Source organism: Microvirga sp. (assembly GCF_014699075.1).
GTDB lineage: Bacteria > Pseudomonadota > Alphaproteobacteria > Rhizobiales > Beijerinckiaceae > Microvirga.
The window spans coordinates 1-17,945 of record NZ_JACXAB010000079.1; the positions used below are offsets into that span (position 1 = coordinate 1).

Sequence of the window (17,945 nt, forward strand, 5' to 3'; positions counted from 1 at the left end):
GAGCGTGATGCCCGATGCGGCGGCATTCGGCGGCGAAGAAAGTGTTGAGGGGCTGTCCATCGGCATGCAGGCTCGGCCCCAGGGCGGGATCCCGGCCCGCCGTCATATGCGTGTGCCCGAGGAGCCCGCGTTGATGTCCTGGCTCCTCCGAGGGACGCATGCCGCTGCCCTCAGAGAAATAGCGGAGCATACAGCAGGCCGATGGTACCCGTCAGCACCAGCACGGCAGCGATCGCGGCCCCGAGTGAGCCTTTGTCTCGGTTGCGCTCCATGTCCTTTCCTCTTCGACGGCACTCACGGCATGCCCAACTCAGTGCAGGAACTGCGCCCAGCCCACCAGGGCGAGGGGCGCGACGATGCCGAAGACGAAGGACGCAATGCGCGCAATCATCTTGGGTCAGTTCCTCGCACGTCCTGAAACCATCGCATGCCAGGCCTTCATAGTTGCTATCAGGGAGGAGGCGCGGTGTGCTTCCGCACAAGCCCATGTAGGAGGCTCGTCACCGTGCCAGCGATAGGCGCACAGGCAGGCAGGTGCGGGCCAATGTCGGCCCGCACCTGCTCCGCCTCGGCGCCGCGGGCGGGCTCTATCCCGCGCTGCGGCGTTGGAGACACTGGGTCAGTAGCCGCGGGTGTAAATCGAACCCGTCGTCGCCGGCTGGTTGGCCTGCCGCAGCTCCTCGAAGGCCTGCTTGCTGGCTTGGCCCTTCCGCAATGGCTTGGGACCAGCGCCCGTCCTGCTGCATGGCTTCCACCTGACGGTTGACCTCGCCCCAGTCTCTGCCAGAGATCGCGGTGACGCCCTGTCCGCGCTCCAAGGCACGAGCAGGGCGATAACCTCCCATTAACCATGTTCAAGGATGATCCGGGCGAACCGGAAACGGGTTCGCGGCAGGGCCGCTTGGGGGCGGAGTACCAATAGGGAGCCCAATGAGTACCGAAGGAAAGCTGGACCAACCGGGGCCGCATCTGCGGCTTGAGCCGGACGCGCGGGAGCAGATTGGGGTCCGCCTCCAAGCGGTGTTCGCGGAGATCGAGGGGCAACCGATCCCCGATGAACAGATCGACCTGCTGCTCGCGCTACGGCGGGCCGAGCGCGAGCTCGCCCGCAGGGAGGCCTAACCGGAACGGGGCCGCAGGTTCGCCGTTGCCGAGGCTCGGCAGCTAGTCAGGAGCGGCAGCCCCATGCCTCGCGAAGTATCAGGCGAGGCAAAACGGCGGCTCAGACGGGTTCGTTGCTGTCTCACGTCAGGATGCGCCGACGGAGTCTTCCGAATACGCTTGAACGCAACTTTACCCAGTTCCGTAAATGGGCTTCCGCGAAGCTAGAACTATCAAAAGGAAGGGCCGCCAATAGCATTTCCGAGACATCGGGCTGAAGCCAGCTTGTGGGCGTCAAGCGGAAATTATGACAATGGCAGCAGGCGTGCGAAGGTGGAAAACCAAGTCGGTAAACATAAGCATACAGAACTTCGGAGGTGGAGTGCAGGCTCCATGCACCGAGTTCTGTTGGGCAAAGCGTCAGATGGTAGAGCGAATCTGCGCCTCAATAACACTTTGCCACAACGAACGAATTCCGGCAGAGGCCGAGGTCAGTTCGTATCCCAATGCGGATCAAAACGAGACTCACATCGTAGTTTGGCCAGTCTTGTCACGGAACCCTTGGCGTCGTCCATGGGCGCCGCACCGAGTCCTCCGCTCTGAACCGCGCGATCGCATCGGCCTGACTGAGGGTGATGTCGATATCGTCCCAGCCGTTCAGAAGCTTCGTACGCCAAACGGGATCAATGGCGAATGGGAACGACATTCCCTTTGCCGAGATCGTCTGTGCCTCGAGATCCACAGTCAGTTCCGCATGGGTCTCCTCAAGAAATCTGAGCAGTGCCTCGCCATCCCTCTCATCCACTTTGGCGGGGAGAAGCCCGTTATTGACGGAGTTGGAAGCAAAGATGTCGCCGAAGCTCGGAGCGATTACGCACCGGATCCCATAATCCACGAGTGCGTATACGGCGGCCTCACGCGAGGAACCTGCCCCGAAATTGCGCCTTGCCATGATGATCTGCGAATTGCGATAGGTTGACTGGTTCAGGCGGAAATCGGCGATCTCCGTGCCGTCGCCCGTGAAGCGCATGTCGTGAAGCAGGTAGCCGCCATAGCCTTCGGCTCGTGAGCGCTTCATGAACCGGGCCGGGATCAATTGGTCCGTGTCGATATTGGCGTAGGGCAGGGGACATGCGGCGGCGGTCAGACGCTGAAATGGCTGCATCAGGATCGCTCCTGGATCAGGGGACGAACATCGGTGAGGTATCCGGTCACGGCGGCGGCCGCAACCATGGCAGGCGACATGAGATGGGTCCGCGCGCCAGGTCCTTGACGGCCCTTGAAGTTGCGGTTGGTGGTCGAAGCGCAACGCTCGCCGGGCTGCACGATGTCGCCGTTCATGCCTACGCACATGGAGCAACCCGAATCAACCCATTCGAGCCCGGCTTCCTTGAAGATCCGATCAAGCCCCTCCGCTTCCGCCTGCTGCTTCACCAGGGATGAGCCGGGCGAGACGAGGCCGGGCACCTTGGACTTGCGATCGGAGAGCACCTGGGCGGCCGCTCGCAGATCCTCGATACGGCTGTTGGTGCACGAGCCGATGAAGACGCGGTCAATTGGGACTTCAGTCAGCTTCTGTCCCGGCTTGAGATCCATATAGGTCAGCGCATCACGGATTTGTGCCGCCTTGCCCAAATCCGAGATCGACGCGGGATCCGGCACCGCCATCGTGATCGGCAGCGCATCCTCGGGGCTGACACCCCAAGTCACAACAGGGGCGATCTCGGATCCATTGAGCACGATCTCGCGGTCGAACTCCGCGTCCTTGTCGCTCTGCAGCCGCAGCCAGTCCTCCGCCGCACGCTCGAAGCCGTCGCGCGCGGGCGCGAAGGGACGGTTGCGCAGATATGCAATCGTCGTCTCATCGGGTGCGACCATACCGCAACGCGCACCGGCTTCAATCGAGAGGTTGCACAGAGTGAGCCGCCCCTCCATCGAAAGAGTGCGGATGGCGGAGCCCGCATATTCGACCGCGTGCCCCTGTGCGCCGTCGGCACCCATGCGCGCTATGATCGAGAGGGCAATGTCCTTGGCGCCGATGCCCGGCGCCAGTGTTCCATCGACTGTGATGCGCATGCGCTTGGGCTTTCTCTGCCAAAGCGTCTGCGTCATCAGCACGTGCGCAACCTCGGATGCCCCGATGCCGAAACCCCATGCACCTAATGCGCCGTGCGTGGAGGTGTGGCTGTCGCCGCAAACAATCAGTAGTCCTGGAAGCGTTAATCCCTGTTCGGGACCAACCACGTGGACAATACCTTGGCGTGGATCATTGAGTCCGAACAACATCACGTCGTTCTCCGACATGTTGTCCTCCAGCTGGTCGATCATGTTCTGAATGGCCGGATCGATACTGCGTCCAAAGCGGCGTGTCGGTACATAGTGATCAGCGATTCCAAACGTGAGCTCCGGGTGTGCAACCTTGGCACCGCGTTCCTTCAGCTTGTTGAAGGCATGAAACGAGCCCTCGTGCACGAAATGTCGATCAACCCAGAGCAAGGTCTGACCGTCCTCCCGTGTAACGATCGCGTGGCTATCCCAAAGCTTATCGAACAGGGTCCGCGGTGCGGAGGGGCTGTGCGCCATATCGCTCTCCCGAATGCGCTCTCATGGCTCATGTCGGAGCCGCTGCCAGTATTTCCAAAGAGGCGACTTGACGCAAGAGAAATGTATTATAAGTTAGACAGGTAGCTGTACTTTGTAGCAGTCAATGCTGCTGCAGTTTGGAGCGGACGACCTTGGTGGACGCAGTCGAACCTCTCAAAGCGCGGCGCATATATCTTCTTTTGCGCGAACGCATTCTGAATGGTGGATTGGAGCCCGGCTCCCGCCTGCCAGGGGAATTGTCGATTGCCGCCGAATACGGTGTATCGCGCGTGACGGTGCGGCGTGCGCTGGACAACCTGGCGATTGACGGTCTCATCGATCGTCGCCCCGGTTCCGGAACCTTCGTCCGTGAGGGTAACTCGGTGCAGCCAATCGTGGCGGATCTCTCGAATGTGCTGTCCCATCTCGTCGAGATGGGCCGTAGGACCAGCGTGAGGCTGCTGTCTTTCGCCTATGTGAACCCTTCCGAGAGCGTTGCCGGGGCGCTCGGGCTTGAGCCAGGGGAGCGGGCGCAGCGCTCAATCCGCGTCCGTCTCATCGATGGTGCGCCCTTCTCCTATCTCGTGACCCATGTGCCGGAGCGCATCGGCGTCACCTATTCCGAGGCCGATCTCGCATCGATGCCGCTCCTCGGACTTCTGGAGCGATCAGGCGTCGTGGTCGAGGAGGCGAGTCAAAGCATCGGCGCAACCTTAGCCGGGCCGGACGTAGCGGAGGCTCTGGGGCTGGAGATCGGCTCGCCTCTTCTGTCGCTCACGCGTGTCGTGTGGGATCCGTCGGGCCAGGGAGTGGAGCATCTCCATGCCCTCTACAGGCCGGACCGCTATTCGTTCCATATGGACCTTGTGCGGACCGGAGCCGTCGGTGCCCGCCGATGGAATCCGGTGGCAAAGCCAGCCACCGCAAGACCTGAGCCGCAAAAGCGTAAAACCGAGGGGCCGAAGAGCCTCAAGCCGAAGCCCCGCCCGGTGCGGGTGTCCAACCAGAGGAGAACATCGACATGAAGAACATCATGCGACCGACGCGCCGTTCGATATTGCGGGCAGGTGCCGCATCGGCGGCTGTGCTTGCCATGCCGGCTTACCTGCGCGCGCAATCGCAATCCGTGAAGATCGGCATCCTGCAGCCCGTCACCGGCGCGCTCGCCCAGGACGGTGAGTTCGGCCGCATGGGCGCCGAAATGGCCATCAAGGAGATCAACGATTCCGGCGGCCTCAAGGGTCTTGGCGGCGCCAAGCTTGAGATGGTGTTCGGCGATGCCCGCTCGAACCCGGAAGCAGGCACCCAGGAGGTCGAGAAGATGCAGGCCGATGGCGTTGCGGCCATCGTCGGCGGATTCGCAAGCCCAATCTGCCTTGCTGCCACCCAGGCCGCGGCTCGCTATGACCTGCCTTACATCGTTGATGTCGGCGTCAGTGACCCGATCGTGCAGCGCGGCCTCAAGAACACGTTCCGCTTCGCCCCAGGGTTCGGCATCGTCAGCGGATTCGCGCTCGATAACTTGGTCAAGCTGAACGATGGCGCCGGTAAGCCCGCCAAGACGGTGGTGCTCGTGCATGAGGATGGCCTATTCGGCTCTGGCCTCGCCAAGCTCATGCAGACGGAACTGCCGAAGCGTGGCTTTGAAATCCTCGAGACCATCGCGCACCCGACGCCTGCGCGCGACATGTCGAACGTCGCTCTGCGCATCCGCTCGCTCAACCCGGATCTTGTTATCCCGTCGAGCTATTACGGTGAGTTCGTGCTGCTGGCACGCACAATGCAGCAGCAACGCATCAGGCCCAAGGGCGTTTATGCCGTCCTCAACGGCGCGGCCTCCAACTACCGCTTCGTGAAGGAGTTCCCGGAAGCTGCCAACGGCATCATGGACTGCAACCACTGGTACGATCCACGCAATCCCAAGGCTCTGGATCTCAAGAAGCAGGTCGAGGCGCAGGGCAAGGTTTTCGCCTACAACGTGCCGCTGAACTACTCCTGCGTGAAGCTCTTGGCCGACGCGATCAACCGTGCCGGCTCGGCCGACCGAGCGAAGATCATCGAGGCGCTGAACACCTCGACCTTCAAGGACCACATCATGCCCTATGGCGAGACGAAGTTCGTCGACGGGCAGAATAGGGGCGCCGCGCCAGTCAACACACAGGTACAGGGCAACGAAATCAAGGTGATCTTCCCCGATACCTTCGCGGACGCGAAGCCGCAGTTCCCAGTGGCCGGCTGATCCTGAACACTGGTCCTGGGGTGCATGTTCGCCCCCGGGACCTTTGAGGAGTGACTTCGACGATGTATTCACCAGCCATCATAGCGGAAGCCGTCGTAAACGGACTTATGACGGGTGCTGTCTATGCGCTGATCGCGCTCGGCCTTACCCTGGTATACGGTGTCCTTCACATCATCAATTTCGCCCATGGCGCGCTGCTCACCGCTGCCATGTTTGCCGTATGGGTTGTATATGAGGCCCTCGGCCTTGATCCTTATCTCGCGATCCTGCCACTGACCCCTCTTTTCTTCGGAATGGGCTATGCCGTTCAGCGCTTCGTGATCGGGCCGGCAAGTCATGGCAACGACAGCAACATCCTGCTGGTAACTCTGGGGCTTTCGATCGCGATTGAAAACGCATTGCTGGCAGGGTTTCGCTCGGATACGCGCACGCTCAATACCGACTACGGTTTTCAGATCGTGGAATTCGGGCCACTCCTTCTTTCCAAGCCTCGTCTGATCGGGTTTGGAGCTGCAATATCGGTCACCGTACTCCTGTGGCTTCTGCTCTCTCGCACCGACACCGGCAAGGCCATCCGGGCTGTTGCCAAGGAAAAGTTCGGCGCAAGCCTCGTCGGCATCGATGTCGCTCATGTCTATGCCGTGACGTTCGGGCTCGGCTGCGCCTGCCTCGCTGTGGCAGCCTGCCTGCTCATGCCCACTTTCTACGTCAACCCGCGCATCGGGCAGGCCTTCGTGCTGGTCGCTTTCACGATTGTCGTCCTGGGCGGCATGGGATCGATTCCCGGCGCACTCCTCGGCGGATTGTTCATCGGAGTCGTCGAGAGCCTCTGCGGGCTTTTCCTCGGAGACTCGCTCGGACAGATCGGCATTTTCCTCATCTTCATCCTGGTGCTGCTTGTGCGGCCGACGGGAATGTTCGGAGCGAAGGCATGACATTCCGTGACATCGTTCCGATTATCGTCCTGATCACGCTCCTAGCCTTTGTGCCAGTCTTCATCACGGCGAATACGGTTCTTAATTTTCTCGTTTTCACCCTCATCATCGCGCTTGCCGCTCAAGGGTGGAACATCCTCGGCGGCTTCGGCGGACAGTTCTCATTCGGCCACGCCGCCTTCTTCGGAACAGGCGCCTACGCGGCGGCGCTGCTTCAGGTTCGTCTTGGGATCAATCCCTGGATTGCCTTCGCGATCGGCGCCGTTGCCGGCGCGGCAGTCGGCTGGGCGATCGGGTATCTGAGCTTCCGATCCGGTCTCCGCGGCTCCTACTTCGCTCTGGTGACGCTCGCTTTCGCTGAGGTGCTGCGCATTCTTGCTAACGCGGCGGCTTTCACGGGCGGAGCTGCAGGTGTCTTGATCAAGTTGGACGTGCGGCCCGAGAACTTCCAGTTCGAGAGCAGGGGCGCCTTCTTCTGGATCGCGCTGGCCCTTGTGGGCGCCGTGCTCGTCCTGACCCGCTGGATAGAACGTTCACGCTTCGGCGCTCAGCTCGTCGCCGTCCGGGAGAACGAAGCGGCTGCCAAGGCGCTCGGTGTCGATACGCTGCGGGTGAAGCTTGGGGCGATCACCCTCTCCGGGGCTGTGACGGCTGCCGCCGGCTGCCTCTATGCTCAGTACTTTCTCTATGTGGATGCCAGCATCGCATACGGCACCTGGATCTCGGTCGAGGCGATTCTTGCCCCGATCGTCGGTGGACTTGGAACCGTATTTGGCCCCTTGGTCGGTGCGGTGGCCTTGCATGGGCTCAGTGAGATCACCAAGCTTGCGGCCGGCAGCGTCCCAGGCATCGATCTCATGGTTTTCGGCGGCCTTCTGGTTGCTGCCGTTGCTTTTGCTCCTGAGGGCATACTCGGCCTGCTACGCCGGTCAGCTCAGGCGAAAGGAGCAGCTCGCCATGCTTGAGGTGCAGAATGCGACCAAGCGGTTCGGCGGCCTCGTCGCTGTGAACCAAGCGTCTCTCAAGGCGGCTGCAGGCGCCATTACCGGTCTGATCGGCCCCAACGGTGCAGGAAAGACGACACTTTTCACGCTGATCTCCGGCTTTGAGAAGCCGAGCGAGGGGCGCGTGTTGTTTGAGGGGCAGGATATCAGCCGCGACGAACCGCATGTCCGGGCGCGCCGCGGCATTGCCCGTACATTCCAGATCGTGCAGCCGTTCGCAGGCCTTTCCGTCCTCGAGAATATCGCCGTAGGCGCGCACCTGCGCCACGCGAAGCGCAGCGACGCCATGGCTCGCGCTGAGAGGGTAGGCCAGCGCGTTGGTCTCGGTCCCGAACTCGAAAAATCAGCCTCCAGCCTGACGGTGGCCGGCCGCAAGCGGCTTGAACTCGCACGCGCTCTTGCAACAGAGCCGAAACTGCTGCTGCTCGACGAAGTTCTGGCCGGCCTGAATCCCTCCGAGATCCGCGATATTATTCCTGTCATCCGGGCGATCCGCGACGAAGGCGTTACGATCCTCATGATCGAGCACGTTATGCAGGCCGTGATGAACCTCTGCGAGCAGGTATACGTGCTGGCACAAGGCCGTATCATCGCCGAAGGGCCTCCCGCCGATGTCTGCGACGATCCAAAGGTCATAGAAGCCTATCTCGGCGCCGGCGCGGCCGAACGCTTGAAGCGGGAGAAGATCCATGCTTGAGGTCAGAGCCTTGAGAGCAGGTTATGGCGGCACGGAAGTGCTGCGAGGCCTCGATCTTTTCGTCGGTGCAGGCGAGATCGTCGCCGTGCTTGGCTCCAACGGCGTGGGCAAGACGACGCTGAACAAGGTTTTGTCCGGCGTCCTGCGCGCAAATGACGGCGAGATCCGATTCGATGGAAAGGTCCTCACCGGTGCATCCTCAGCGCACATCGTGGAGGCAGGCCTTATTCAAGTGCCTGAAGGACGCAAAATCTTCCCGAACATGTCGGTGCGCGAGAACCTCGAACTCGGCAGCTACCGGCGCGGGCGCGACCGGCGGTCCAACAATCTGGAACGCGTCTTTGACACCTTCCCGCGCCTGCGGGAGCGCAGCGGTCAAGCGGCCGGCACCCTGTCGGGCGGCGAGCAGCAGATGCTGGCCATCGGGCGCGGGATGATGGCCGAACCGCGCCTGCTTATCCTCGATGAACCGTCGCTCGGCCTGTCGCCGCTACTCGTGGAGGAAATGTTCGCCCTGATCCGCCGCCTCAATGACGATGGCCTTCCGATCCTGCTCGTCGAGCAGAACGTGGTTCAATCGCTCGAATGCGCATCGCGCGCCTACATCCTGGAGAATGGAACCATTGCCCTGTCGGGATTGGCCGAACAGGTCCGCAACGACCCCGAGCTCAAGCGCGCCTATCTCGGCATGTGACGGAGAACACTTCATGACGATCGTCACACAGAATGTCATTCCAGCATCCGTACTTTTGCAGGACGGGCAGCCCCCATGGCTACGGCAATGGGGCAGCTTCGCGGCCCGGATCCGGTTCTCGGATCTGCCAGCGCCCGTGGTCGCGCGCACGAAGCTCGTGCTTCTCGATTGCATCGGCGCCATTGCTGCCGGAATGCAGGAGCCCGAGATGCGCAGCCTCGTCTCGCAACTTGGACAACGCGAGAGGATGCAGGGACGCGTTCCGGTGATAGGGGCCGGCCGCCGCATGAGTGCACTGCTCGCAAGCCTTCTCAACGGCACAGCAGGCACGATGCTGGAACTTGATGAAGGCAATCAGTACGCGCGCGGACATCCCGGAATCCACGTGGTCCCGGCAGCCTTGGCGGCGGGCGAGCGTCGTGCAGCTCCGGGGGCGGACCTGATCTTGGCGATCACACTTGGCTACGAAATCGGGTCTCGCATTGGCATCGCGTCGAAGCTGCGGGTGAGTATGCATCCCCACGGAACTTGGGGCACGATCGGCGCTGCGCTGGCGGCTGCAAGGCTTGAGGGGGCCACGCCCGAGCAGATAATCGAGACTATCAACCTGGCCTCGAGCTTCGGCCTCTCTACAAGCCGGCGCACAATGCTGGAAGGCGGGACCGTGCGTAACACCTATGCGGGTTTCTCGAATCAGCTAGGCCTTATGGCCTGGGAGCTGCAGGCATCGGGCTTCGTCGGGGAGACCGATGGCGTCGGGACTGTGTATGGGACCGTGATTGCCGAGAACTTTCAGCCGGACGAGATGGTGCTGGAACTCGGCGATCGCTGGGAAATCGCTCGCAACTATTTCAAGCGACATGCAGCTTGCCGCTATACTCACGGTGCCCTCGACGCCCTTGGCGAAATCGTGCGTCAGCTGGGTGGCTCGATCAATCCTGCATCCATCGAGGCGATCGAGGTCGATACCTATGTCTGGGCCGCGCAGCTCGACTCCGCCGAACCCAAAAACATGCTCGCTGCAAAATTCTCCCTGCCGTTTGCTCTGGCCACCTATATCGTCAATGGTGCCGCTCGTGTGTCGGCATTCCGCGACGAGGCCCAGGCGAACCCCATTGCCCGCGATCTCGCGCGCCGTGTCTCGGTGCGTGAGGATGCGACGCTAACAGCGCTGCTTCCAGGCCTGCGCCCGGCCCGGGTGCGGGTTCGCTTAAGTGATGGCCGGCAATTGGCGGCCGAGGTGTTCACCAACAAGGGTGACACCGAAGATCCGTACTCGCCCGACGATGTGCGCGCCAAGTTCCGGGAGCTGGCAGAGCCCGTCTGGGGCAGCCTGCATGCGGAGCACATCATGGCCGAGGTCGACGCCATCGATGGCGCGTCCGACATCTGCGGGCTACTGGACCTTCTTGCACGCTCTCCCCAACACGGTTGGTCACAATGAATTTTAGAGAACGGCTTCTTCACAACAAGGTCATCGTTGCACCTGGTGTCTACGATCCGCTGACCGCATCGATTGCTACGGAGGCCGGTTTTGAGGCTCTCTACCTGTCCGGCGCGGCGATCGCCTACACGCGCCTCGGGCGCCCCGATATCGGCTTGGTTTCCATGAGCGAGGTCGCCGATACCATCGCGCTGGTTCGCGACCGAGTGTCGACGCCGCTCGTGGTGGACGCCGATAACGGCTACGGTAACGCCCTCAACGTCCAGCGAACGGTGCGGATCTTCGAACGTGCCGGCGCAACTGCGATTCAGCTCGAGGACCAAAGCTTCCCCAAGCGTTGCGGCCACCTGCAGGACAAGTCGGTCATCCCAGCCGATGAAATGGCCGGTAAGATCAAGGCTGCAGTGGATGCTCGCGCATCTGACGAGACCATCATCGTCGCCCGCACCGATGCGGTCGCCGTCGAAGGTTTCGAGCCGGCGATCGAGCGGGCGCGGCTGTATGCTGAGGCGGGAGCTGACGTGCTTTTCGTGGAGGCTCCTAAGTCCCGTGAGCAGCTCGCCGCGGTTACCTCCGCTCTCGGGCCGTTGCGTCCGCTCCTCGCCAACATGGTCGAGGGCGGTGAGACCCCTCTGTCCTCAGCGCATGACCTTGGTACAATCGGTTTCCGTCTCGTGATCTTCCCGGGCGGCATCGTGCGTGCTCTGGCCCGTACCGCGCAGGATTACTACCGTTCGCTCCAGATCCACGGCACCAACGAACCCTTCCGCGATCACATGTTCGATTTTACTGCGCTGAATCGCCTCATCGGTACTCCTGAAATGCTCGCCCTCGGCGAGCGCTATGAATCTTTCGATCGGGAGAGTGGTCAATGAGTGTTATCGATCCCGTCACCTTGGCCGTTTTGAAAGGCCGCCTTGAGCAGATCGCGGATGAGATGGACGCGACCCTCTACCGCTCCGCATTCAACCCGATCATTGCTGAAGCCCGCGATGCCTGCCATGGGCTTTATCACCCCGTCACCGGTGCAACCCTCGTGCAGGGCACGAACGGGCTGCCCATTTTCGTCGGCGCGATGGCTTTTGCAGTGAAGGCCGTGATCGACAAGGTCGAGCGGGATGGGGGACTGGAGCCGGGCGACACCTTCCTGTTCAACGATCCTTATGACGGCGGCACGCACCTGAACGATTTTCGCCTCGTGCGACCGATCTTCCGCAGTGGCAGGCTCTACTGCTGGCTCGCGTCCGTTGGCCACTGGCTCGACATCGGCGGCAACGTGCCGGGTGGCTTCAATGCGCAGGCGACCGAAAGCTTCCAGGAGGGCGTGCGCTTTCCGCCGGTCAAGTTCATCCGAGCAGGGGTGATGAACGAAGATATCCTGGCGATCCTTTCGGCCAACGCCCGCGTGCCGGTGTCGAACTTCGGCGATCTCAACGGCCAACTCAATGCTCTGGATCTCGGCGAGCGGCGCCTGACGGAACTTCTGGAGGAGTATGGCGACACGACCGTCGCTACGGCTTTTGACGCTTTCTCGGATCGCGCGGAGGCGATGATGCGCGCAGCCGTCAGTGTGCTGCCCGATGGCACCTATTCGTTTGAGGATTACCTCGACAATGATGGCATCACCGATCAGCGGCTCACGATTGCTCTGGACCTGACGGTCTCCGGTGATTCCATGACGCTGGACTTCTCGCGCTCGTCTGCGCCTTGCGCCGGGCCGCTCAACATTGCCTATTCCACGGCGGTCGCCTGTTGCTATGTGGCCCTCAAGCACATCTTCACTGACGTTCCAGCCAATGCCGGCTGCCTGCGGCCGATCACCTTCGTCATTCCAAGCACGACGCTCCTCGGCGTCAAAGCGCCGAAGCCCGTCGGGGGATATACGGAGACGATCCTCCGCGTCATCGGCGTTGTCTTCGGCGCTCTGGCGAGGGCCGATCCGAGCCGTGCGACGGCCGGGCCGTTCGGCACGATCAATGCTCTGTCGCTGGCGGGGCACCGCGCCGACGAGTCACGCTGGGTGATGTTCTCGTTCTTCGGCGGAGGCCTCGGCGGCAACCCGGAGAGCGATGGCCTGAACCATGCCAACAATCCGATTTCGACGGCAACGATCCCGCCGGCGGAAATTTTAGAGGCCGCCTATCCGGTGATGTTCACCCAATGGGCGCTGCGGCCGGATTCCGCGGGAGCGGGCGTCCATCGCGGCGGTGTTGGCGCAATCTACGAGATCGAGTCCTTGACGGATGCAGATGTGTTCCTCCTTGGCGAGCGCGGAAGGTTTGCGCCATTCGGCGTAGCTGGTGGCCTGCCCGCGTCTTTGAACCAGTTCTTCTGGCAGACGGACGAGGGCGAGCAGTCGCCGCCGATGGCCTCTAAGGTGGCGAACGTGAAGATCCGTGCAGGACAGCGCGTGCGCCTGGAATCACCTGGTGGGGGCGGGTGGGGCAACCCTCTGGAGCGTGATCCACAGCGCGTCGCCCGTGACGTGCGGCTGGGCTATGTCAGTGCCGAGACGGCGGCGCGGGAATACGGCGTCGTGGTGACGGAGAATGGCGAAGTGGACGAGAGCGCGACCGTCGCTCTGAGAAAAGGAGCGGCCGCATGAACGCCGTCGTGGGGAAGATCGTCGGCGTGGACGTGGGCGGGACATTCACGGACCTGTTCTATTACGACGAGGATGCAGCTCAGTTCCGAACGGCAAAGGTTCCGTCGAACCGCGGCGACGAAGCCATCGGGTTCCTCGAAGGCCTGAAGACCTTCGGACCTCTCGCACAGCTCGGCTCCATCGTGCACGGCACGACGGTGGGCACCAATGCCCTACTGGAGCGCAAGGGTGCTCGGATCGGCCTCATTACCACACGCGGGTTCCGCGATGTGCTTGAGATGCGCCGTCGCGACCGCCGGAACACTTGGGGGCTCTGGGGGGATTTCTTTCCGGTTGTTGACCGTGACCTGCGCCTCGAAGTGGGCGAGCGCACCGTGGCGGACGGAACCATCCGGGAGGAAATCAATTCGGACGAGGTCAAGGAGATCGCCCGAACATTGCTGGCGCGCGGCGCTGAGGCCCTCGCCATCGTCTTCATCAACGCTTATGCCAATCCCGCGAACGAGCTGAAGGCCCTCGCCGCGGCTCGAGAGGTCTGGCCGAACGAGAACATCGAGTGCTCGGCTCAGATCCTGCCTGAAATCCGGGAGTTCGAGCGCACATCGACGACGGCGCTCAATGCCTATCTTCAGCCGGTGGTCGGCAGCTATCTTGGCAAGCTGAATCAGGCTTTGGCACAGGAGAAGTTCTCGGGCAAGTTCCACATCGTTCAGTCGAACGGCGGTGTCATGTCCACCGCGACGGCCCGGCGCGTGCCTGTGCGCACGGCCCTGTCCGGCCCCGCGGCAGGCGTGATTGCTGCAGCCGCTATCGCGAAAGCCGCGGGCTTTCCGGACGTGATCACGGGGGATCTCGGCGGAACCTCGTTCGACGTATCGATCGTGGTCGACGGCGAGACGGCGCTCGCGGCGCAGACCACCATCGATTTCGGCCTCGTCATCCGGACGCCTATGATCGAGATTACCACGATCGGAGCGGGCGGAGGCTCGATCGCCCATGTGGATGCGGGCGGGCTGCTCCAGGTCGGGCCTGAGAGCGCGGGATCGCGCCCTGGGCCGGTGGCCTATGGGCAGGGCAACACGCGCCCGACGCTCACCGACGCCAATGTAGTACTGGGGCGCATCAATGCTGAGCGCCCCATCGGCGGAAAGCTTGCACGTCTGGATGTCGAGGCCGCGAAGGCTGCCATCGCCAAGCACGTGGCGGAGCCGCTCGGGCTTGATCCCATGCAGGCGGCAGAGGCCATCGTGCGAGTTGCAAACGGTAAGATGGCCGGTGCCATCCGCCTCGTGTCCATCGAGCGCGGACATGACCCCGGTCGCTTTGCCGCCGTGCCGTTCGGTGGCGGAGGCGCCCTGCATGTGGGAGCGCTGATCAAGGATGTGGGCCTGAAGGCTGCGCTCGTGCCGCGCTATCCGGGCGTGACCTCGGCGCTCGGCTGTGTCATCGCGGATATCCGGCACGATCAGGTGCAGACCGTGAACCTGCTTCTCGACCAGCTCGACGACGCGGCTCTCGATCAGCGCATGGTCGAGGAGGCGGAAGCCTCCCGCGCGGTTGTGGAGGAGGCCGGCCTTTCGGTCGAGCGGATCGACATCCTGTTCGAGCTCGACATGCATTATTTGGGCCAGACCCACACGGTCAGCGTTCCGCTTCCCGTCTTGCTCCAGAACGGAACGACGGGAATTACTGCGTCCATCATCCGGGAGGCTTTCGAGCGCGCCTACCAGGCCTCGTTCAGCCGTCTCCTGCCGGGGGTGCCGACCAAGATCGTCAACCTGCGCACGGCCGCCGTGGGACGCAGGCCTCATTTCGACCTCTCGGCGCTCGCGCCCGAGGCTTCCGCGAGCCTGGAGAAGGCAAGGCTCGGCAGCCGGCCGGTCTGGTTCGACGGCGGCTGGCATGACACCGCGATCTATGGGCGCCTCGACCTGCCAATCGGTGCGGTCGTGCATGGGCCGGCCATTCTCGAGCAGCCTGACGCGACCACCGTCATCGATCCGGATCTCGTCGCGCGGCTGGACGATTTCGGCAACATCATCGTGGAGCGCGCCCTATGAGCGAAGCCGCCATCCCGGTGGAGCGCACGGCGCTCGTCATCGTCGATCTTCAGAATGACTTCCTCCATCCGGAGGGTGCCTATGGACGGGCGGGGCAGGGGGCGCCGGAAATCGCAGCCCTTCCGGAACGAGTGAAGCCACTGGCTGACCTGTTGCGCGCCAAGGGCGGCTACGTCGTCTCGACGCAGTTCACCCTTGTGCCGGCAAAAGGCGGCGAACCGCTGATCTCGCCCCATCTCAAGCAGCTTCGGCCCTTCCTCACGAAGGGAGACTTCCAACCTGGCGCTTGGGGACATCAACTCGTGGATGTCCTGCAGCCGGCCGATCTGAGCATCGAGAAGATCGCCTATTCGGCCTTCTACATGACACGCCTCGAATGGGTGCTGCGCAAGTGCGGCATCGAGCGGCTTCTCGTCTGCGGCATTGTCACCAATGGTGGCGTCGCATCGACCGTGCGTGATGCGCATGTGCGCGACTTCGACACCGTTGTGCTTGAAGACGGGTGCGCGGCTTTCTCGCCTGCCGTGCATGCTACAGCCATCGACGCCTTGCAGCCGGTCTGCCGTGTTACTTCCATTTCCGAGGTCATGAGAGAGATCTAAGGCACATGAGCATTCTTTCGGCGGAGGGGATTGCCTTCGACGTGAAGGTTCCGGTCGTCATCATCGGTGCTGGCGCGGCGGGCCTCGTCGCAGCTCTGTCGGCCCGTGAGGCCGGACAGGACGTCCTGGTTCTCGAATGTGATGCCGTGCCGCGCGGCTCGACGGCTCTCTCGGCCGGATTGATCCCCGCTCCCGGCACCCGGTGGCAGAAAGCGGCCGGCATCATCGACAGCCCGGAGCTGTTTGGTCGCGATATCGCCACCAAGGCGAGCGGCGAGCCGGATCCCCTGCTCTTGGAGACGGTGACTGAGGCGATCGGGCCGATACTCGAATGGCTTGCGGATCATCACGATCTGCCATTTTCCGTAATCGAGAATTTTCGCTATCCGGGACATTCTGTCTGCCGGATGCACGGCCTGTCGACCCGGTCCGGGACGGAATTGGTCGACCGTCTGCGCGAGGCGGCAGACCGGGCGGGTGTCGATCTTCTCTGCGATGCCCGTGTTACGTCCTTGTTCGCAGAACTGGACGGTCGTGTTGTGGGAGTGGAGGTCGACCGCCCTGACGGTACAAAGGAGAGGATCGGGTGCGTGATGCTCATCCTCGCCTGCAATGGTTATGGCGGTAACAAGGATCTCGTGCAGCGCCACATTCCGGAACTCGGCAACGCGCTCTACTTCGGCCACGAGGGCAACCGGGGCGATGCCCTGCTCTGGGGACAGGCGCTGGGGGCTGCCACGCGGCACCTGTCGGGTCACCAGGGGCATGGGTCAGTCGCGCATCCCCATGGCATTCTCATCACATGGGCGACGATCACGGAAGGCGGGTTTCAGGTGAACCTGCGCGGCGAGCGCTTCTCCGACGAAAGCCACGGTTATTCTGAGCAGGCGGCTGTCGTGCTGCGGCAGCCGGAAGGACTTGCCTGGACAATTTTCGATGCGCGCATCGCCGGCATTGCCCGCCAGTTCGAGGATTTCCGTCACGCAGAAGCGCTTGGCGCCATTCTGACAGCGGAAACCGTCGACGATCTTGCGAGGCAGACGAATCTCCCTGTTGATAGCCTTAAGGTAACTTTCGAGGAGGTTGATGGGCTGAAGCTGGCAGGCGGGTTGGACCACTTCGGACGCAACTTCGCCGCCGCGCCACCTCTGCAGCCCCCGTTTCAAGCCGTGAGAGTCACCGGAGCTCTGTTCCACACCCAGGGCGGGCTTGTGGTCGACGGCAACGCTCGTGTCATGCGCGAGGACGGAACGGCGCTGCCCAACCTCTTCGCTGTCGGCGGAGCAGCCTGCGGCGTCTCAGGTTCCAAGGCGGAAGGCTACCTATCCGGAAACGGACTTCTTTCAGCCGTCGCCTTGGGTCGCGTGGCTGGCCTCGCTACTGCCCGAGCAGGAATGATGTTGAATGAAATCAATTAAAAGATCCCACACATATGAGGTTAGAGCCGCGTAGCCCTTGCTTAGGTATTAGTATTGGATCGGTGTAACCGAGATGATTATGGAGCAATCAACATAAGGATTGAATGCCATACTATTATGGAATGCAATGTCTCCTCTTGGCAGATTTCGTTGAAACACTCCCGGGCGCTGCCGGGTCCTTCTATTACTAGCGTCAGAGCACCAGGTCAGGACCAGCATCCTGTATGCCAGCAACGCGAAAACTGGCACTTGAGGACTTTCTCAACAGTATCGGCACACCCCGGATGTAGACCGAATGTCGGTTTATGGTCGTAGCACGGGACTTTCCTGAAGCCAGGAATCTTTAGACGTCTTAATCCAAGGACGTTTGGCACGTTGCCGAAAAGCGGTGGTATGCTGGGTCAGACGATGTGAAGGCGCGTGTGTCCGGGCCACATGCGCCTTGGTGAGGTGATCCCTCAGTTCTGGGGCTGCGGGACAAATCCACCGTCGGTTTCCCGCGGACGGCCCGGGCGGGTGGTCGGAACGGCCGAACCGCGGGTCGGGGTGACCGTGTCGCCGGA

15 protein-coding genes are annotated in these 17,945 nt (G+C 62.3%); 13 read left to right on the forward strand and 2 right to left on the reverse strand.

Features of this window, described 5'->3' with window-relative positions; translation table 11 throughout:
• The first annotated feature begins 930 nt into the window (after positions 1-930).
• Complete coding sequence (locus IC232_RS30360) at positions 931-1,122, forward strand: NepR family anti-sigma factor (protein WP_190848666.1); 192 nt, start codon at positions 931-933, stop codon at positions 1,120-1,122.
• Between the two features lie 529 nt (positions 1,123-1,651).
• On the opposite strand, the gene leuD is transcribed toward IC232_RS30360, so the two are convergent.
• Together leuD and leuC are read right to left on the reverse strand one after the other, a co-directional pair.
• A complete protein-coding gene (leuD, locus tag IC232_RS30365) occupies positions 1,652-2,266 on the reverse strand; it encodes a 3-isopropylmalate dehydratase small subunit (protein WP_190848667.1) in 615 nt (204 codons plus the stop codon).
• The gene (leuC, locus tag IC232_RS30370; RefSeq protein ID WP_190848668.1) at positions 2,266-3,684 is read right to left on the reverse strand and encodes a 3-isopropylmalate dehydratase large subunit; all 1,419 of its coding nucleotides are present in this window, start codon (positions 3,682-3,684) and stop codon (positions 2,266-2,268) included. Before leuC ends, leuD begins: the two co-directional genes overlap by 1 nt.
• A 152-nt stretch (positions 3,685-3,836) precedes the next feature.
• On the opposite strand from leuC, the gene IC232_RS30375 reads away from it, so the two are divergent.
• The 12 genes from IC232_RS30375 (at position 3,837) to IC232_RS30430 (ending at position 17,382) form a co-directional block, all read left to right on the forward strand.
• The gene (locus IC232_RS30375; protein ID WP_190848669.1) at positions 3,837-4,709 is read left to right on the forward strand and encodes a GntR family transcriptional regulator; all 873 of its coding nucleotides are present in this window, start codon (positions 3,837-3,839) and stop codon (positions 4,707-4,709) included.
• A complete protein-coding gene (locus IC232_RS30380) occupies positions 4,706-5,923 on the forward strand; it encodes an ABC transporter substrate-binding protein (protein WP_190848670.1) in 1,218 nt (405 codons plus the stop codon). Before IC232_RS30375 ends, IC232_RS30380 begins: the two co-directional genes overlap by 4 nt.
• A gap of 62 nt (positions 5,924-5,985) precedes the next feature.
• On the forward strand, positions 5,986-6,858 hold the full coding sequence (locus IC232_RS30385; protein ID WP_190848671.1) for a branched-chain amino acid ABC transporter permease: 873 nt from the start codon (positions 5,986-5,988) through the stop codon (positions 6,856-6,858).
• Positions 6,855-7,823: a branched-chain amino acid ABC transporter permease gene (locus IC232_RS30390; RefSeq protein WP_190848672.1), complete on the forward strand. Its 969-nt coding sequence runs from the start codon at positions 6,855-6,857 to the stop codon at positions 7,821-7,823. The genes IC232_RS30385 and IC232_RS30390 overlap by 4 nt, the downstream gene beginning before the upstream one ends.
• Positions 7,816-8,559 (forward strand): ABC transporter ATP-binding protein, encoded by a 744-nt coding sequence (locus tag IC232_RS30395; RefSeq protein WP_190848673.1) that lies wholly within the window; start codon positions 7,816-7,818, stop codon positions 8,557-8,559. The genes IC232_RS30390 and IC232_RS30395 overlap by 8 nt, the downstream gene beginning before the upstream one ends.
• Positions 8,552-9,253 (forward strand): ABC transporter ATP-binding protein, encoded by a 702-nt coding sequence (locus IC232_RS30400; protein ID WP_190848674.1) that lies wholly within the window; start codon positions 8,552-8,554, stop codon positions 9,251-9,253. Before IC232_RS30395 ends, IC232_RS30400 begins: the two co-directional genes overlap by 8 nt.
• Positions 9,254-9,266: 13 nt before the next feature.
• A complete protein-coding gene (locus IC232_RS30405; RefSeq protein ID WP_190848675.1) occupies positions 9,267-10,697 on the forward strand; it encodes an MmgE/PrpD family protein in 1,431 nt (476 codons plus the stop codon).
• Complete coding sequence (locus IC232_RS30410; RefSeq protein ID WP_190848676.1) at positions 10,694-11,572, forward strand: oxaloacetate decarboxylase; 879 nt, start codon at positions 10,694-10,696, stop codon at positions 11,570-11,572. The genes IC232_RS30405 and IC232_RS30410 overlap by 4 nt, the downstream gene beginning before the upstream one ends.
• On the forward strand, positions 11,569-13,302 hold the full coding sequence (locus IC232_RS30415; protein ID WP_190848677.1) for a hydantoinase B/oxoprolinase family protein: 1,734 nt from the start codon (positions 11,569-11,571) through the stop codon (positions 13,300-13,302). The genes IC232_RS30410 and IC232_RS30415 overlap by 4 nt, the downstream gene beginning before the upstream one ends.
• Positions 13,299-15,362 (forward strand): hydantoinase/oxoprolinase family protein, encoded by a 2,064-nt coding sequence (locus IC232_RS30420; RefSeq protein ID WP_190848678.1) that lies wholly within the window; start codon positions 13,299-13,301, stop codon positions 15,360-15,362. Before IC232_RS30415 ends, IC232_RS30420 begins: the two co-directional genes overlap by 4 nt.
• A complete protein-coding gene (locus IC232_RS30425; RefSeq protein ID WP_190848679.1) occupies positions 15,359-15,964 on the forward strand; it encodes a cysteine hydrolase family protein in 606 nt (201 codons plus the stop codon). Before IC232_RS30420 ends, IC232_RS30425 begins: the two co-directional genes overlap by 4 nt.
• Before the next feature lie 5 nt (positions 15,965-15,969).
• Positions 15,970-17,382, forward strand: a complete 1,413-nt coding sequence (locus IC232_RS30430; RefSeq protein ID WP_190848680.1) for an FAD-dependent oxidoreductase — start codon at positions 15,970-15,972, stop codon at positions 17,380-17,382.
• Positions 17,383-17,945 lie beyond the last annotated feature (563 nt).

What these genes read in the sequence shown, in the direction of transcription:
- IC232_RS30360 (WP_190848666.1), top strand. Translation starts at nt 931, where the DNA reads ATGAGTACCGAAGGAAAGCTGGACCAACCGGGGCCGCATCTGCGGCTT.
- IC232_RS30410 (WP_190848676.1), top strand. Translation starts at nt 10,694, where the DNA reads ATGAATTTTAGAGAACGGCTTCTTCACAACAAGGTCATCGTTGCACCT.
- IC232_RS30405 (WP_190848675.1), top strand. Translation starts at nt 9,267, where the DNA reads ATGACGATCGTCACACAGAATGTCATTCCAGCATCCGTACTTTTGCAG.
- IC232_RS30385 (WP_190848671.1), top strand. Translation starts at nt 5,986, where the DNA reads ATGTATTCACCAGCCATCATAGCGGAAGCCGTCGTAAACGGACTTATG.
- leuD (WP_190848667.1), bottom strand. Translation starts at nt 2,266, where the DNA reads ATGCAGCCATTTCAGCGTCTGACCGCCGCCGCATGTCCCCTGCCCTAC.
- leuC (WP_190848668.1), bottom strand. Translation starts at nt 3,684, where the DNA reads ATGGCGCACAGCCCCTCCGCACCGCGGACCCTGTTCGATAAGCTTTGG.
- IC232_RS30425 (WP_190848679.1), top strand. Translation starts at nt 15,359, where the DNA reads ATGAGCGAAGCCGCCATCCCGGTGGAGCGCACGGCGCTCGTCATCGTC.
- IC232_RS30395 (WP_190848673.1), top strand. Translation starts at nt 7,816, where the DNA reads ATGCTTGAGGTGCAGAATGCGACCAAGCGGTTCGGCGGCCTCGTCGCT.
- IC232_RS30420 (WP_190848678.1), top strand. Translation starts at nt 13,299, where the DNA reads ATGAACGCCGTCGTGGGGAAGATCGTCGGCGTGGACGTGGGCGGGACA.
- IC232_RS30390 (WP_190848672.1), top strand. Translation starts at nt 6,855, where the DNA reads ATGACATTCCGTGACATCGTTCCGATTATCGTCCTGATCACGCTCCTA.
- IC232_RS30380 (WP_190848670.1), top strand. Translation starts at nt 4,706, where the DNA reads ATGAAGAACATCATGCGACCGACGCGCCGTTCGATATTGCGGGCAGGT.
- IC232_RS30400 (WP_190848674.1), top strand. Translation starts at nt 8,552, where the DNA reads ATGCTTGAGGTCAGAGCCTTGAGAGCAGGTTATGGCGGCACGGAAGTG.
- IC232_RS30430 (WP_190848680.1), top strand. Translation starts at nt 15,970, where the DNA reads ATGAGCATTCTTTCGGCGGAGGGGATTGCCTTCGACGTGAAGGTTCCG.
- IC232_RS30415 (WP_190848677.1), top strand. Translation starts at nt 11,569, where the DNA reads ATGAGTGTTATCGATCCCGTCACCTTGGCCGTTTTGAAAGGCCGCCTT.